This window comes from Candidatus Palauibacter sp. (assembly GCF_965213655.1).
Classification (GTDB): Bacteria; Gemmatimonadota; Gemmatimonadetes; order Palauibacterales; family Palauibacteraceae; genus Palauibacter.
In genome coordinates, this window is record NZ_CBDBZT010000003.1 from 3,144,959 (window position 1) to 3,159,543 (window position 14,585).

A 14,585-nucleotide genomic window follows, 5' to 3' on the forward strand; every position below is an offset into this window, starting at 1 on the left:
GCAAGTGCGGGCGCTCACTTTCCTCCTCCGTCCGTCGTCACGGCGGCATCGTCCTCCGACTCCTCTTCGTCCTCGGGCGGCCGCGGGCGATTCATGCGCAGCGTAACGCCTCCGAAGAACGACGAACCCGAACGCTTGACCTCGTGCGCTCCCTCGTGGAGATAGTCCAGCAGCGCCTGGTCCCATGACAGTCCCGCCTTCGCCACAAGTTCCATCCACGGGCCGTAGGCGGTCTCGTCCGGAGCTTCCGTCGTGCCGCTCCAGATCGTGATCCGGGAGTCGAACCCGAACCGGGACTCGCCGCTCGATCCCTTCAGCGGCATCTGGATGAGCACGCTGTCCGTCATCGGCAGCCGAAATACATCCGGGTCGTACTCCGCCCCGTAGCGCCGGTAGCGTTCGTAGTTGCGCTGGTTCATCTCGAAGACATCGCGATTGGAATTGATCCCGCGCGTGATGTAGTCCCGGATGCTGAATGCCGCGTCCCGGTGCCGGGGCAGGTCGGGACTGTCGACGTATCCGAACCCCGGCATGAACCAGCCCTTGTTGAGGCCCCAGTTGCGTTCGGTGACGCGACCCCGCCGCACCAGCCCCGAGTATTCGCTGAACAGCTGCACGACCTGGTGAGAGGGATACCCGTGCGGATTCAGGAAGATGTCGGGCAGCCAGCGGCCCCACAGGCGGTTCCGAACGGGCGCCTCGGGATAGATGGGATGGTCGTCCCGCGAGCCCGTCGTCGCGTCTATCCCCAGCGAACCCAGGTAACCGGCGTGCAGGATGAAGTCCGGCGTGATCCGGTACAGGTCGTAGGCGAGTTGCGCCCCGTCGGGATTGGTGAACGGGTGGATGACCACGTTCACGTCGTCGAGCTTGGGACGCTGAGCGGGATCCGTCAGGAGGAGTTCCGCGTGCCGCAGGACGTGGCTCGTGGACGAGACTTCGTTGGCGTGCTGCCGCGCGGAATAGATGACCGTGGGCTTGAACGTCGTCGCCTTCACCCGCGACCAGTGCGAAGCCGCGATCGGGGGCATGAGGTCCGCCGCCCAGATATCCCTGCCCAAGTAGGACTCGCCGGCTTTGTACATCGAGACTTCCTCGAAGGCCTCCGCCATCTTTGCGAGGATCTCGTGGCCTTCGGGGGGCGGCATCGGTGTCTCCCACTGGACGAGGCGTTCGCCCTCGTAGCTCCAGCCCTCTGGCAGCAGGCTGCGCCAGTCGGGGAGGGCGTCCGGTGTCCCGTTCGCCGCGAGGTGGGCCGTCCGGCGTGATTCGGGATCCTGTTCGTGGGTCCACTCGGCCCACACTTCGAGCGAGCCGAGTCCGGGCCAGGCCAGCGAGGATGCGTAGAGGCCGGCCGCGCGTAGCGCCTCGACTTCCCGGACTGTTGCCTCGACCTGTTCGGCGGACACCATGCTCCGGTCGACCTGCCGCGGCGGTGCGTAGTGGAGGAGGCTGTCCCGCATGTCGGCGTCGGTATCGACGCGAACGCGCAGGCCGAGGTGCGCGATCCCGGGCTCGCCGGCGCGGACGACGGCCAGCCTCGCGGACGGCCGCTCGAGTCCCGTCTTCGGGATGTCGAGGCGCATGGTGTCGGCTACGCCCGCCTCGTCCTCGAATGCCACGACCACCGCCGGCCGCGAGGTGGCGAACCCCGTGAAGCTCACCCGGAGTTCCGCCGCGCGCCCGTCCGCGCGCGGGCGCATGACCGGAAGGATGCGGCCGGGGAAGGTGAGACCCTGCCCGCGCGAGTTGCGTCCGAGGACGTCGAAGAACTCGATCGTACCGAAGTAGATCTCCTCGTGGAGGGCGTCCATCGGCGCGTGGATCTCGTTGTCGATCTCGAGCCGGTAGTTGGGCTCGCTCATCTCGAGTTCGACCGTCAGTTCGCCGAAGTAGGGGGCGTCCGCGTTCCCGCCCTCGGGGATCCCATCGTGGCGGTCCATCACGTAGTCGTAGACGGCCGGGAGGACGACGCTCTGGTAGTGGTCCCAGAAGGCCTCGGGGTCGGTGACGATGCGTTCGTCGACCAGCGTGCGGTCGCCCGCTCCGGCGCGGATCCAGCCCGTCGTCACGCGGACGTGCTCGTAGTCCTGGAAGCGGTCGAAGTACGGTCGCAGGACCCAACGGGGCTCGAACCCACCCGACAGGATCCCGCTGCCGGCGGAGTCCGTGACGTTCACCCTGTACGTCTCCCCCTCGGTGGTCTCCTCGAAACGGATCTGCTCCAGGTCGAGACCGAGTTCACGCGCGAAGACCTCGTCGATGGGGAAGATCTCGTGCAGCCAGCGGACGGGCGTGTGAATCGCCTGTTGAGGCCACTCTGCCGGCGGATCGTTGCGGCGGAAGCTGATGACGATCTCCGCCACGTCGCGCCCCTCCAGCTGGGGGAGGATGACCTCCTCGAGCCACGAGTAGCCCTGCTTGAAGGCGGAAATGATGCGGACCTCGACGGCGTCGGCCGGCGTCCCCGCCTCGATCAGCGCGTCTCGCGCCTCTCGCTCCAGCTGGCGGCGGATCTCCGGCGGCTCGCTCAGGCGGGCTTCGATCCGGATGGGGTCGGTGGCCGAAGCGGATGCGGCCGCCGGGAGGACATGGGCGCGGAAGAGTTCCCGGAAGCGGTCGACCTCCGAGGGGAGCGCGAGCGTGTCCGCGAAGATCGTGGCGGCCCGCTGCACATCGCGTTCGTCGATCGTTACGCCGATCTGCGCGGCGTCGGCGAGCCCCAGCGTTTCCGCGGCCCGGGCCTGCACATGCGTCTCGAGGCCGGGGTCCGCCTTCTCGACGGAGAGCAGCACGTCCGCGCGGGCGACCTGCCGATCCGCGAGCTTGTCGGCGATGCGGCCGAGCTTGTAGAGGCCGATCGCCGCCTGGCCCACGGGCGAGTGGCCGGACAGGGCGTCCCACAGGCCGCGCTCGACGTCGTCGATGGTCGGGCGGTCGTCGCCGCGCTCCGCGAGGTGCGGGAAGGTCCGGGCCAGCTGATCGAGCGCGCGCTCGGCCCCGGCGGCGTCCGCGCCGGAAACGACGAGGGCCGGTTTGGACCCGAAGGCCGCCGGGACCACCTCGATGAGCCCCTCGCCGGGGGCGAGCGAACCCGGATCGATCTTCGCGCTGTCGGCGAGCTGCCGGGTCAGGGCGTTGTCCACCCCGGTGAGTACGAGCGTGGGCCGGGCGGCGGCCCCTTCGATCGTCGAAGCCGGCGCGACGAGCGGCACCGTCAGCCCGGTCGACTCGAGCCCGAGCCGGCCGGCCAGATCCGGCAATCCGCCGCTGCCCCCCTCGCCGGGCGCGAGCATCGCGTCCACGCGGTTCGGCAGTACGCCCCCGCCGAGCAGCCCCTCCGACGTATACAGGTTGGAGAGGTCCATCTCCTGCTTGCCGCCGCTGCCCGGCCGGCCCGCGATCGGCCCGGGGGCATCCGGCGCCGCGCGCCCGGCGATCCTGATCGTGGGCCCGCCGACCAGCCGCGCCTCCACCGATTCGAGACCGGGGTAGGCCAGGCGACTCTGCCGGGCCTCCGCCTCGGTGGACTCGTCGCCTGCCTCTGCGTCTTCGATCTCTTCCGGCTCGTCTGCATCGGGCGCTTCTTCGCCAGCGGCAAGTGCGCGGAGGAGTTCCGCGGCAGCGCTCCGATCCGCCTCATCCACTTCGATCTCGGCGATCACGCGACCAACGCCCGCCTGCCCGGCCCGGACCCGTGCCTGGGTCAGGCGCACGGTCGCCTCCGTCACGCCCCCGGCTTCGATCGTCTCGGCGAGATCGTCCCGCACGGCGTCCAGCCTCGCGGTCGAGAGCGTTCGCGTGTGGGGCAGGACTCCCGCGAACAGACGGGCCCCGGCGCGCAGTCCTTCCTCATCCCCACCGACCACGAGCACCCAGGTGCGTCCGTCCTCCTCGCGCACGGTCACGGCCCCTTCTCCCGAGTCGAGAGAGGTTGGATCGATGCCCGGCGTCCTCAGGCCGGCGGCTTCGAGCCCTCCGCGCCCCACGACGATCCCGATCTGACCGTCGTCCGGGTTCCGCGACAGCGGCAGGTCCATCGCCATCGTCTCGAACCCCAGCCGAGCGGCGACCTCGGCGGCCGCGGCCAGAGCTGCCGACGAGGGATCATCCCCCAGAACGAGCGCCGCGTTCACGAGATCCGGCACGCTGTCGCCGTTCGTATCGAGCACGAGCGTCCCCAACTCGAACAGCGTGGCCAGATCCGGAGCCTGCTGGGCGGAGAGCGCGCGGGAGGGGAAAGGCGTGGCGAACACAGCCACAAGCGCCAGCGTGACCCAGAGAAACCGCCGGTGGGGCTTCATCATGTCCCGTCCTTCCGGGGTTCGACCTTCACGTCGTTCGCCAGCACGCCGACGCCCTCAACCTCCACTTCCACCCGGTCGCCGGGAGATAGCGTCGAGGTCTTCCCGGGCGTTCCCGTATAGATCACGTCGCCGGGAAGCAGCGTGAAGTAGCGGCTCGCGTAGGCGATGATCTCGGGGATGGAGAAGATGAGATCCGAGGTGCGCGCGTCCTGCACGACCTGGCCGTTGAGGCGCGTGCGCAGGCGCAGGTTCTCCCATGGCGCGCCGGTTACGATCCGCGGTCCGAGTGGACCGAACGAATCGCTGCCCTTGGCCCTGAGCCACTGGAGGTCGTCGCGCTGCCAGGTGCGCTCGCTCACATCGTTGCCCGCGGTCACCCCGAAGATGTGGTCGTGCGCCTCTTCCGGACTGATGTGACGCGCCGCGCGGCCGATCACGACGACGACCTCTCCTTCGGCGTGGACGACCTCCGCGTCCGGAGGAATCTCGATCGTGGCGCCCGGCCCGACGAGCGAACTCGGCAGCTTGGCAAAAAGACCGGGCTCCGTGGGCTCCGGGCGAGTGCCGATGGGGCTGTTGTCGAGGTGGCTACGGTAGTTCAGGCCCACCGCGATGACCTTGGACGGGGTCGCCGGCGCGAGGAGTCGAAGCTCCTCGAGCGGCATCTGCTTCCCGGTGCGGACCTCCCCCTCGAAGGGTGTCCCGGCCAGTTCCTCGACCACGCTTTCCTCGATGATCCCGTCCGCCAGGACTTCATCGTCCATGACGCCCCATCGGGCCCCGGCGTCCGTGTGGCCTGTGGCGTCCGGCGCGAGGTAACGGACGTACGCGGTCACCGCTCCGGCCCGATCACCTCGGCCCGGGCCATGATCAGCCTTCTCCGGTGGGAATGTGCTCGGCGAGTTCGACCTCGAACACGAGCGGCGAGTAGGCGGGGATCGCCGGTGGCCGACCCTCCTCCCCGTAGGCGAGATCGTAGGGCAGCACGAGCTTGCGGCGCTCGCCCATCCGCATGCCCGTCACGCCCTCCACCCAACCGTCGATCAGAGCCGTCGAACCGAGGATCATTTCGAGCGGTTCAGGCGGGGCGTGGTCGTGGCTCGAGTCCACCTTGCTCCCGCTCGGAAGCCAGACGGTGTAGTGCACGCCCATCTCGTCGCCGTAACCGGCCGGCGGTCCGCTTCCCTCCTGCAGCACCTGAACGAAGAGGCCGCTCTCGGTCTCCTCCATCGCATCGAGATCAACCGCGAGTTCATCGGCGAAGGCGATTTCCCGGACGTCCGTGATCACGCCCTCGGGCGTCCCTGAGGTCTCCGCGGCCGCCGGCGCCTCGTCGACGCTCTCCGCCGTGTCCTCCGCGTCCTCCGCCGCGTCACCTGCGCAGGCGATGGCGAGCGGTGCCAACAGCAGGGCTGCTGCGGCACGGAGCCGGTTCGATGTTGTAACACGCTGCATGGAGAGCCTCCGAGTGGGGGAAAGTGGCGAATCGCTCGAATGTAGCGGCCTTTCAACGCGGGCTGCTAGTATCGAGACATGAAAACTCACGCGACGTTTCGACCGATGTTCCGCCCGGAGTTCCGCTCCGTTTCACGCGCCTCCTTGGCGGCTTCACTCGTCCTGCTCGCCACCGCCTGCGGCCCCCGTCCCCCGGCGGACGAGGACGCCGCCGCTGCGGCCGCGGAAGCCGACCTCACGCCCGCGCAGGAACTCGTGGCGAGATCGATGGCCTTCCACGACCCGGAAGGGGTCTGGGGAAGCCGCCCCATCTCGATGTCGTGGGTCGGGACCGACGGAGAGGGGGCCGAGCGCGTCGCCGTCGACCTGGAGTTCGGTGCGGACGAGCGCGATTTCGCCTTCTCGGGCCGCTATCGCGGATCGACCATGGAGTACGAGACGACGGCCGATGGCTGGTCGGCGACCGTGGAGGGGGTCCCGCAGGCTGATCTCCCCGAGGCGGATCGCGAACGCCTGCGGCTCCATCGCGAGGGGGGGATGTTCTGGCGCAGCTATTACGGGTTCCTGGCGGGCCTCCCGATGAAGATCTCCGACCACGGTTCCCACCTCGATCCCGAGGTCATCGAGACCACGTTCATGGACCGGGAGGTTCACGCGGTCCGGGTCACCTATGACCCCGACATCGGCGGCGACACGTGGTACTTCTACTTCCAGCCCGGGACGGCTCAACTCGTGGGTTGCCGCTTCTATCACGACGAGAGCGCGAACGACGGCGAATACATCACGTTCGAGGGCCTGACCGAGGGAGGCGGACTGCGTTTGCCGCGTCTGAGGGGATGGTACGTGAACGCGGACGGCCGTCATCTGGGAACCGATGAAGTGGGGACGATCCAGGTCGGTCCATGACCCGGGCCGGTTCGTGACGCCGGACCGGAGGTGTCGCCGCTGCGCCATGGCGGTTGCCGTCGTCGGCGCGGCCCTCGCGGCGGCCGTGTGTGCCGAGTCCGCGACGCCTCCTCCGCCTCCTCCGCCTCCCATGGCGAGCGGCGATTGCGTCCTGTCCTTCGTGATCGACGGGGATTCCGTCCGCTGCGCCGATGGCCGGGAAATCCGCCTCCTCGCCATCGACGCCCCCGAGATGGCCCAGGAACCGTGGGGCGCCCGCGCCCGCGAGGAGTTACTCCGGGTGGCCCCCACGAACACAGCGCTCAGCGTCGAGTACGACGCGGTCCGGGTGGACACCTTCGACCGGGACCTCGCCTACCTCTTCCTCCCCGGCGGAGACATGCTGAACGAACACATGGTGGTGAGCGGGTACGCGCTGGCGTTCATCATCCCGCCCAACCGCCGCTACGAGGACCGCATCGAGGCTGCGAAAGCCGCCGCGGAGGCCGAGGGGAGGGGGCTGTGGGCGGAGTGGGGCTTCACCTGCCGGCCCGCCGACTTCCGACAGGACCGCTGCTGACGGTCGGAGCGGTTCGTCAGTCGAGCGATTTCATGAAGCGTGACTCGATCCTCAGGTAGCTCGCGCCGCCGCCGGGAACCTCCGCGAAGATCTCGCGCCACTCCGGCGTACCGAGGACTGCCGGGAGTCTCTCGTCCCGTTCCTCCTTCGACGCCCAGCGGATGACCCACGTGACGTTCGCCGAGCCGAGTTCGTCCTGCTCCGCGCCCCGGACCTCGGCCGCGATCCCGGATTCGATCCAGAACCCGACGATGTCCAGATGCTCGCGCAGGTAGCGGATGTACTCGCCGTTGGCGACCTCGGCGTACTCGTCGTACCGGGCCGGATCGAAGTGGTAGTTGCGGATCTCGTAGATGGCGCCGTCCTGCGCTTGCGCGTCCGCGCCGGCGGCCATGGCCTCCGCGGCGGCGGGCTCGCCAGCCTCGGCGGACTCGGCGCCCGCGAAGGCGGCGATGCCGATCATGCCGACGAGAAAGATGGCGCCGAGCGCGAGGATCCCGGGGATTTGTCTCGAACCTGACATTCGTGCCTCCGATCAGCCCGTCGTGCGGGCGAGGGCGTCGACAAAGCGGTCGACCTGCTCCGTCGTGTTGTATACGTGTGTGGAGATGCGAATCGCGTTGTGGCCGTCGCGCTGGTGCTCGTCGATATGGGACGAGATGCTCGCCTCGAACGCCCCCACCGCGGCCACGGCGTCGAGACCCTCCTTCTCGAAGATCGTCGATCCGGGCGCGCTCCGGTCGCGTGCGCCGCTGAGGAGCGTGACGCCGCTCATGTCCGCGAGGCGCGATTTCAGGTGATCCGAGAGGGAGCGGCAGCGAGCCTCCACGGCCTCGAGTCCGAGTGTGGCGACAAAGTCGACCGCCGTCCCGATCGCGGCGCGCACGGGGAACGCCGCGGTGCCCGGGGGACCGAACTGCGGCTGATCCGGGGTGGCGTCGGGCGCGAACGCGGTATGGATGCGGTCGCGCGCGTCGCGCCGTACAAAGAGGAAGCCGGTCCCGGCGGGCGCCAGCATCCACTTGTGCAGGCTCACGCTGTACGCGTCGCAGCCAAGGGATGTCAGATCGATGGGGAACTGGCCCACTGCCTGCGCTCCGTCCACCAGACTGACGAGTCCCCGCTCGCGCGCGAGGCCGCATATCGCCCGCACGGGATAGAGGTGCCCTCCCCGCGTCACGTGGCAGAAGGAGACCGCCCGCGTGCGGGGCGTGATCGCGTCCTCGAACCGGGAGAGAATCTCCTCCTCGGGGGGCAGAGGGCTGGGGATGAAGACTTCGTTCACCCGGATCCCCTCCCGCACCTGCCGGAACTCCCAGGGACGGCGACCCGCCGGATGTTCCTGGGTCGTGATCAGGACTTCGTCGCCGGGGCCCAGCGCGACTCCGACGCTCTGGAGATGAAGCGCCTCCGACGCATTTCGCGTGAGCGTCAGTTCGTCCGTCTCCACCGAGAACAGGGCGGCGAGACCGGGCATGACGTGTTCCGTGATGCGGGCGCTCAGGTCCGAGCGGCCGCGGGCGGGGAGTTCGGCCATGGCCCGGTACCCCGCTGCGACCGCATCCACGACCTGCCTCGGCGGCATGCCGATGCTCGCGTTATTCAGGTAGGCCGTGCCCGGCTCGACGAGAAAGTGGGCGCGCACATCCTCCCAGTCCGCGTCGCCCGTCCCCGGCGGGGTCCGGAGCGGTGGCATCTCTGTTGTCGACGCCTCAGCCCCGTCCCAGGCAGCGCAGGCGGGCAGGCCCAGGGCCGCGGCGCCCGTCGCCCCGAGGCGGAGCCAGCCCCTCCGGTCCATCAGGCCGTAGCGGTCATCTCCGGCACCCGCACCGGTCATGGGCAGCACGCGGAACTGCGCGTGAAGGACATCGAGTTTCCGCTGGGGAAACGCAGCGTCAACAGGTCGCCGTCGATCTCGACGCCGGTCGGCTCGAACGGTCCCTCGCCGTCCCGCGCGGTCATCGCAAGCGGGCTCGCCGGAAGTCCCGCCATCGTGCGTCCGTACGAGAGGTGGTGGAGGTGTTCGAAGGTGAGCGTCTCGCCGTCGAAGGTGTAGCGTCCGCCTTCGCCGGAGCCGCGCCTGGGCTCGTTGCCATCCATGACGAAGAAGAGGACCTGCCACTCGCCGTCCGTGAAGATGATGCGCCCGCGCACGGGGTGCCGGTCGCCGCTCGAGAGAACGTATTCGTCCGCGGCCCAGGCCCCCGCGAGGGCATCGGCCTGCGACGATAGCGGCCCCGCGGCTTCCGGTGGCGAGGAGCTAACGAGGCTCCCGACCAACCCGGCCAGACAGAGGGAGGATCCGAGGAGCGTAAGGGGCGGTGTGGGCATAGGCTGCGTCTCCGGGTCGCCGGGGATCGTTCGATCCGCAACGTGACGCGGCCCGCGGCGAGCGACAAGCGTCGGCCGGGGAGCCGCGAACTGGCGGGGTCGCCCGGTCCCCGTGATCGGCGTACCGTGAGATCGTCCACCGGAATTTGCCGGAAGACCAGGGGCGCAACCCAATCGAGAGGGTCGAACGATGCGAACGGAGCGGCGAGCGTTGAGCGTGGCCTGTGCACTCTTCACCCTGGCGGTGGCGGCGTACGGAGCCGCGTTGGTGGCTGCGGTCGAGGTCGAGGCCCAGGAAGTCGGACCGCCGAACGGGGCGCTCGTCATCGTGGGCGGGGCCATGCGGAGTCCGGAGATCGCGGAGCGCTTCGTGCAACTCGCCGGCGGGACGGATGCGCGCATCGTCGTCATTCCCACGGCGGGCGGGGCCGACTCCTACGGTCCGTCGTTCGGCGGCGTGAGACCCTTCCAGGCGGCGGGGGCCGCGCACCTCACGGTCCGCCACACGAATGATCGGGACGAGGCGAACAGCGAAGCCTTCGTGGCCGCGATCCGTGAGGCGACCGGCGTGTGGTTCACGGGCGGACGCCAGTGGCGTCTGGTCGATTCCTACGCGGACACGCGGACCGAGGAGGAGTTGTGGGCGCTCCTCGAGCGCGGCGGCGTGATCGGCGGGTCATCGGCCGGGGCGACGATCCAGGGGTCGTACCTGGCCCGCGGCGATACCGCCACGAACACGATCATGATGGGGAGCCACGAGGAGGGCCTCGGCTTCCTCAGGAACACGGCGATCGACCAGCATCTCCTGTATCGGAACCGCCAGTTCGACCTGCTCGAGATCATCGAAGCCCGGCCCGAAATCCTCGGAATCGGGATCGACGAGAACACCGCCATCGTCGTGCAGGGTGACCGCTTCGAGGTCATCGGAGAGTCGTACGTCGTCATCTACGACAACCAGAGCACGCTCGACAGCGGTGGCCTGTTCTACTTCCTCGCGCCGGGCGATCAGTACGATCTGGCGGAGCGTCAGGCGTACCGCCCCTCTCGCACCCTGACGCCGCTCGGCCGGGTCGAGGCGCGCCCGTGGCCGCGCCGCCAGCCGGAGCGTTGACCCGGGAGGAGAATCGGGTGAGGCGAGGGCTCGTCCTCCTCGCGCTCATCGCGGCCGGGGAGGCCGTCTTCTTCCTCCCCTTCGTCCTCGCGCGCGTCTTCCGGCCGACGCTGCTCGACGTGTTCGGGATCACGAACCTGGAACTGGGGACGGCCTTCTCGCTGTACGGCGTCGTCGCCATGGTGGCGTACTTCGCGGGCGGCCCGCTCGCGGACCGGTTCTCGGCCCGCCGACTGATGGCCGTGGCGCTCCTCGCCACCGGCCTCGGCGGGGTCGTGCTCGCCGGCTTCCCGACACCGCGGACGATGAACATCCTGTGGGCCTTCTGGGGGATGACCACGGTCCTTCTCTTCTGGGCCGCCATGATCCGGGCCACCCGCGAGTGGGGCGGTCGCACGATGCAGGGACGCGCCTACGGCCTCCTCGATGGTGGCCGCGGACTCCTCGCGGCGCTCGTGGCGACGATCTCCGTGGCCGTCTTTGCCGCACTCCTGCCGGGTGAAGCGTCGTCGGCCACGCCGGAGGAGCTGGCGACCGCCTTCCGCGGCGTGATCTGGGTCTTCACCGGGATCACGCTGGGGATCGCGGTGCTCGTCTGGCTCTTCGTGCCCGACAGTACGCCCGACAGCGATACCGGCGGCCGACCGAAGCTGACTCTCCAGGGTGTGCGGGCCGCATGCCGCATGCCGGCCGTGTGGCTGCAGGCTCTCATCGTCATCTGTGCCTACACGGGGTACAAGGCGACGGACGACTTCTCGCTCCTGTCCCGGGACGCGCTCGGATTCGATGACGTGCAGGCCTCGACCATCGGCACCCTGGCGTTCTGGATTCGCGCCGCGGCAGCCGTGACGGCGGGTTACCTCGGGGATCGCCTGGACGCCTCCCGCGTCATCGTCGGCGGCTTCGCGATCCTCATCGGTGGCTGCCTGCTCATCGCTTCGGGGGTCGTCGTGCCCGGGCCGGCCTGGATGCTCATCGTGACGATCGTGACCACGAGCGTGGGCATCTACGCGCTTCGCGGCGTCTACTTCGCCCTGTTGGCCGAGGGCGCCGTGCCGTTCGCCTACACGGGGAGCGCGGCGGGCGTCGTCTCCGTCCTCGGCTTCACCCCCGACGTCTTCATGGGACCCCTGATGGGCGTGCTGCTCGACAACTCACCGGGACTGCCCGGGCACCAGCACGTGTTCGCCGCCGTGGCCGGCTTCGGCGCCATCGGCCTCCTCGCCGCCCTCGCCTTCCGCCGCGTCACGCGCGCTTCCCAAGCCCGGGCCGAGTACTCGCAGGGGGACTTGGGCGGCACGGCCACCGTCGTTGGTGACATCGTGGGCCCCGCCGTGCCCGAGGACCAATGGGAGGCTCTCCGCGATAACGACCCTGCCGACAACTAGGGCACGAGGGCGGTCTCCCGCTTCCTGAGGACGAACAGCCCCTCGCGCATGCTCGACACGATGATGTTGCCGGAGGGGAAGAACGGGTAGTTGCTCCAGGATCCCGCGAAACCCGGCGCGTCCGGGCTCCCGCGTACCGTGTCGAAGAAGCCGGCCGGCACGGGGTTCTCGGGGTCGGAGATGTCGAAGATGCGGAGTCCGCTCACGTAGTTCGACTGGTACATGAGGTCGCCGCGGATGTAGAGGTTGTGGTCCGAGGCCGCGTTGTCCTGCACGAACTCCCGGACGAGCACCGGGTCGTCCAGGTCCGCCACGTCCCATACCAGCGTGCGGGTCCCGTCAGTCCCGCCCGACAACTCGTCGAGTTCGTCGTTCAGATAGAAGTAGCGCTGGTCCTCCGACAGCCACCCCTGGTGGGAATAGGCCACGTTCGGGTAGGCGGCGTTCGAGATCGGCGTCGGGTTCTCCTTGTCCGTCACATCGCCGATGCCGAGCTTCGTCGCGCTCGCGTTGAAGCACACTTCCTTGCCCGCGTGGTCCTCGTCCGGACCCTCGTAGATCACGCACTGCGCGTCGTGGGTGTAGCCGCCTGAACCGGCGTTCCCCGTCTCGGGGTCCGCGAAACAGCCGGCGAAGGTCGGGTTCCGGGGATCGCGGATGTCCACCATGTGCAGCGCGCCGCCGCACGTCTCGCCCCCGCCGCTGCCGCCCACCACGTAGGCGAAGCCCGATTCTTCGTTGATGACGATGTTGTGCGCGGAGGCGAACTCGGCGTAGTGCGCGTCCTCGTCGAAATCCACCGGGGGGTTGGTCACGTCCCGCAACCGGGTGAGGTCGAACACCTGCATCCCGTGTTCGCCCGCGTTGTCCGCCACGATGAACGTGTGGTCGGCGTAGACCTTCATGTCCCGCCACAGGTTGGGCGTCGCGCCCTGGGTGAGGGGGAGGTTGCCGAGATAGACGGGATTCCCGGCGTCCGTCACGTCGATGAAGGAGGTCCCGTCGAACCGTCCCAGGATCGCGTACTCGCGGCCCGTCTGCGGATCGACCCAGCCCCAGATATCGCTCACCATGATCCCGCGCGCGCCCCCGACTTCACTGGCGGGGAGGAAGGAGACGAGGTCCACCTCGGAGCAGTCGAATCCCGCCACCATCCCGTCGTCGGAGCAGCGCTGCTCTGCGCCGGTCACGGCGGCCAGCCCGGACTCGGACTCGTGGATGGGAGTGGCCTCGCTCCAGGCGCCGCCGGTCTCCCGCTCGAAGATGAAGCCGATGCCCTCGAAAAACTCCGACCCGGGGGCGCCGACCACGGCAAGGCCGTCGCCTCCGGCCACGGCGTTGCCCATGAAGCCCATGAGCCCGCGAGTCTCGGCCTCCAGCACCGCCTCCTCGCCCCACTCGCCATCGTCTCCGGACCGGAGCACGTGCGCCGCGCCCGCAAAGGCATTGGTGCCGGGCGCGCCGACCACGAGTCCCCCGGCCGCCCGGGCGAGAGAGTAACCGAAGAAGGCCGCCGGAGAGGGCGAAGCAGCCCCGATCGTGCCGGTCTGGGACCACGCTCCGTTGGCGTCCGCCGCGAAGCGGAAGACGGCTCCCTGCGCCTGATTGCCGATGGGCGAGCCGAGGTACGCTTCTCCGTCCAGGAGCACGGCGGACAGGCCCGCCACGACGCCTCCGGCCGGTGTCAGGCGCGCGACCTCATTCCACGCGGTCCCGGTCCGGCGGAACACGTAACCGGTCCCTGCCTGCGGTGGGGACGGCGCGGCGTACTGGTTGAGCGAGAAGGGCCCCGGGGCGCCCACGAGCGCCAGGTCGCCCTCTACGCTGACGGCGGCCCCGAAACGGGCGTCGGCCGGCGCGTCCGATCCGGTGAGTTCGACCGAAGTCAGGCCCATGTCGGACTGGACGTAGGCGAACACGGAGCCGCTGGCCCCGCGTCCCGGCGCCCCGATGACGCCGAACTGCGCGCCGCCCCCCATGGCCACGGAAGAACCGAAAGCATCGCCCGGCATCGCGGACGGCGCCTCCAGCCTCTCCAAGAGACTCCACCTGTCGCCTTCGCGGACGAAGACGTATGCGGCCCCCCGACCCTCGTTCTCCTTCGGAGCGCCCACCACGAGCATGTCGCCCTCGATGGCCAGCGCCTCCCCGAAACCGTCTCCGTACACGCCGCTCGGCGCCGATATGACGGCGGTCTCCGCCCAACCGTCCGTGCCACGCCGGAATACATGGACGCTGCCGGCTTCCGAACCGGGCATCGGGAAGGCCGCGAACTCCCCCGGTCGCGACACGAAGATCTCGCCGCCGGAGACGGCCGCCGCCGCCCCGAAGCCGATCAGCGGGGCCGCAATGGCCTCGCTCAGGCTGCCGGCGTGGGTTTGCGCCGCCCCGGGAGCGAAGGGTCCCGTGGCGAGAAGCGAGATGAGTCCGGCAACGGCGGAGAATCGAAATCGAGGAGACCGCATCTGACTCTGCTCCTGATGGACGATGATCTGGATACGTGGACAAAACCCCGGCGCGGTGCCCGG

The 14,585-nt window shown here is 69.4% G+C and carries 11 protein-coding genes; 4 read left to right on the plus strand and 7 right to left on the minus strand.

Annotated elements, in window-relative coordinates; translation table 11 throughout:
- Positions 1 to 14 precede the first annotated feature (14 nt).
- The 3 genes from ACOOGH_RS16055 to ACOOGH_RS16065 are packed head-to-tail and all read right to left on the minus strand — an operon-like array spanning position 15 to position 5,762.
- A complete protein-coding gene (locus ACOOGH_RS16055) occupies positions 15 to 4,307 on the minus strand; it encodes a M14 family zinc carboxypeptidase (protein WP_420449871.1) in 4,293 nt (1,430 codons plus the stop codon).
- Positions 4,304 to 5,143: a fumarylacetoacetate hydrolase family protein gene (locus ACOOGH_RS16060; protein ID WP_420449872.1), complete on the minus strand. Its 840-nt coding sequence runs from the start codon at positions 5,141 to 5,143 to the stop codon at positions 4,304 to 4,306. Before ACOOGH_RS16060 ends, ACOOGH_RS16055 begins: the two co-directional genes overlap by 4 nt.
- Positions 5,144 to 5,177: 34 nt before the next feature.
- The gene (locus ACOOGH_RS16065) at positions 5,178 to 5,762 is read right to left on the minus strand and encodes an FKBP-type peptidyl-prolyl cis-trans isomerase (protein ID WP_420449873.1); all 585 of its coding nucleotides are present in this window, start codon (positions 5,760 to 5,762) and stop codon (positions 5,178 to 5,180) included.
- Between the two features lie 78 nt (positions 5,763 to 5,840).
- Here ACOOGH_RS16065 and ACOOGH_RS16070 point away from each other — a divergent pair, with 78 nt between their 5' ends.
- Both ACOOGH_RS16070 and ACOOGH_RS16075 read left to right on the plus strand, forming a co-directional pair.
- The gene (locus ACOOGH_RS16070; protein ID WP_420449874.1) at positions 5,841 to 6,668 is read left to right on the plus strand and encodes a DUF6503 family protein; all 828 of its coding nucleotides are present in this window, start codon (positions 5,841 to 5,843) and stop codon (positions 6,666 to 6,668) included.
- A gap of 46 nt (positions 6,669 to 6,714) precedes the next feature.
- Positions 6,715 to 7,227 carry a thermonuclease family protein gene (locus ACOOGH_RS16075; RefSeq protein ID WP_420449875.1) on the plus strand — a complete coding sequence of 171 codons (513 nt, stop codon included), beginning with the start codon at positions 6,715 to 6,717 and terminating at the stop codon, positions 7,225 to 7,227.
- Positions 7,228 to 7,243: 16 nt separating this feature from the next.
- Here ACOOGH_RS16075 and ACOOGH_RS16080 read toward each other — a convergent pair whose 3' ends face one another.
- From ACOOGH_RS16080 to ACOOGH_RS16090, 3 genes are read right to left on the minus strand one after another with little or no spacing between them, the layout of a single operon-like run.
- The gene (locus ACOOGH_RS16080; RefSeq protein WP_420449876.1) at positions 7,244 to 7,750 is read right to left on the minus strand and encodes a hypothetical protein; all 507 of its coding nucleotides are present in this window, start codon (positions 7,748 to 7,750) and stop codon (positions 7,244 to 7,246) included.
- A 12-nt stretch (positions 7,751 to 7,762) separates the two neighbouring features.
- Positions 7,763 to 9,064 (minus strand): aminotransferase class V-fold PLP-dependent enzyme, encoded by a 1,302-nt coding sequence (locus ACOOGH_RS16085; RefSeq protein ID WP_420449877.1) that lies wholly within the window; start codon positions 9,062 to 9,064, stop codon positions 7,763 to 7,765.
- A complete protein-coding gene (locus tag ACOOGH_RS16090) occupies positions 9,061 to 9,558 on the minus strand; it encodes a hypothetical protein (RefSeq protein WP_420449878.1) in 498 nt (165 codons plus the stop codon). Before ACOOGH_RS16090 ends, ACOOGH_RS16085 begins: the two co-directional genes overlap by 4 nt.
- 217 nt (positions 9,559 to 9,775) lie before the next feature.
- Here ACOOGH_RS16090 and ACOOGH_RS16095 point away from each other — a divergent pair, with 217 nt between their 5' ends.
- Positions 9,776 to 10,669, plus strand: coding sequence for a cyanophycinase (locus ACOOGH_RS16095; protein WP_420450155.1), 894 nt, complete (start codon positions 9,776 to 9,778; stop codon positions 10,667 to 10,669).
- A 17-nt stretch (positions 10,670 to 10,686) separates the two neighbouring features.
- On the plus strand, positions 10,687 to 12,057 hold the full coding sequence (locus ACOOGH_RS16100; protein ID WP_420449879.1) for an MFS transporter: 1,371 nt from the start codon (positions 10,687 to 10,689) through the stop codon (positions 12,055 to 12,057).
- Here the strand turns inward: ACOOGH_RS16100 and ACOOGH_RS16105 are convergent.
- Positions 12,054 to 14,522: a choice-of-anchor B family protein gene (locus tag ACOOGH_RS16105; protein ID WP_420449880.1), complete on the minus strand. Its 2,469-nt coding sequence runs from the start codon at positions 14,520 to 14,522 to the stop codon at positions 12,054 to 12,056. The two genes, ACOOGH_RS16100 and ACOOGH_RS16105, sit on opposite strands and share 4 nt — an antisense overlap.
- Positions 14,523 to 14,585 lie beyond the last annotated feature (63 nt).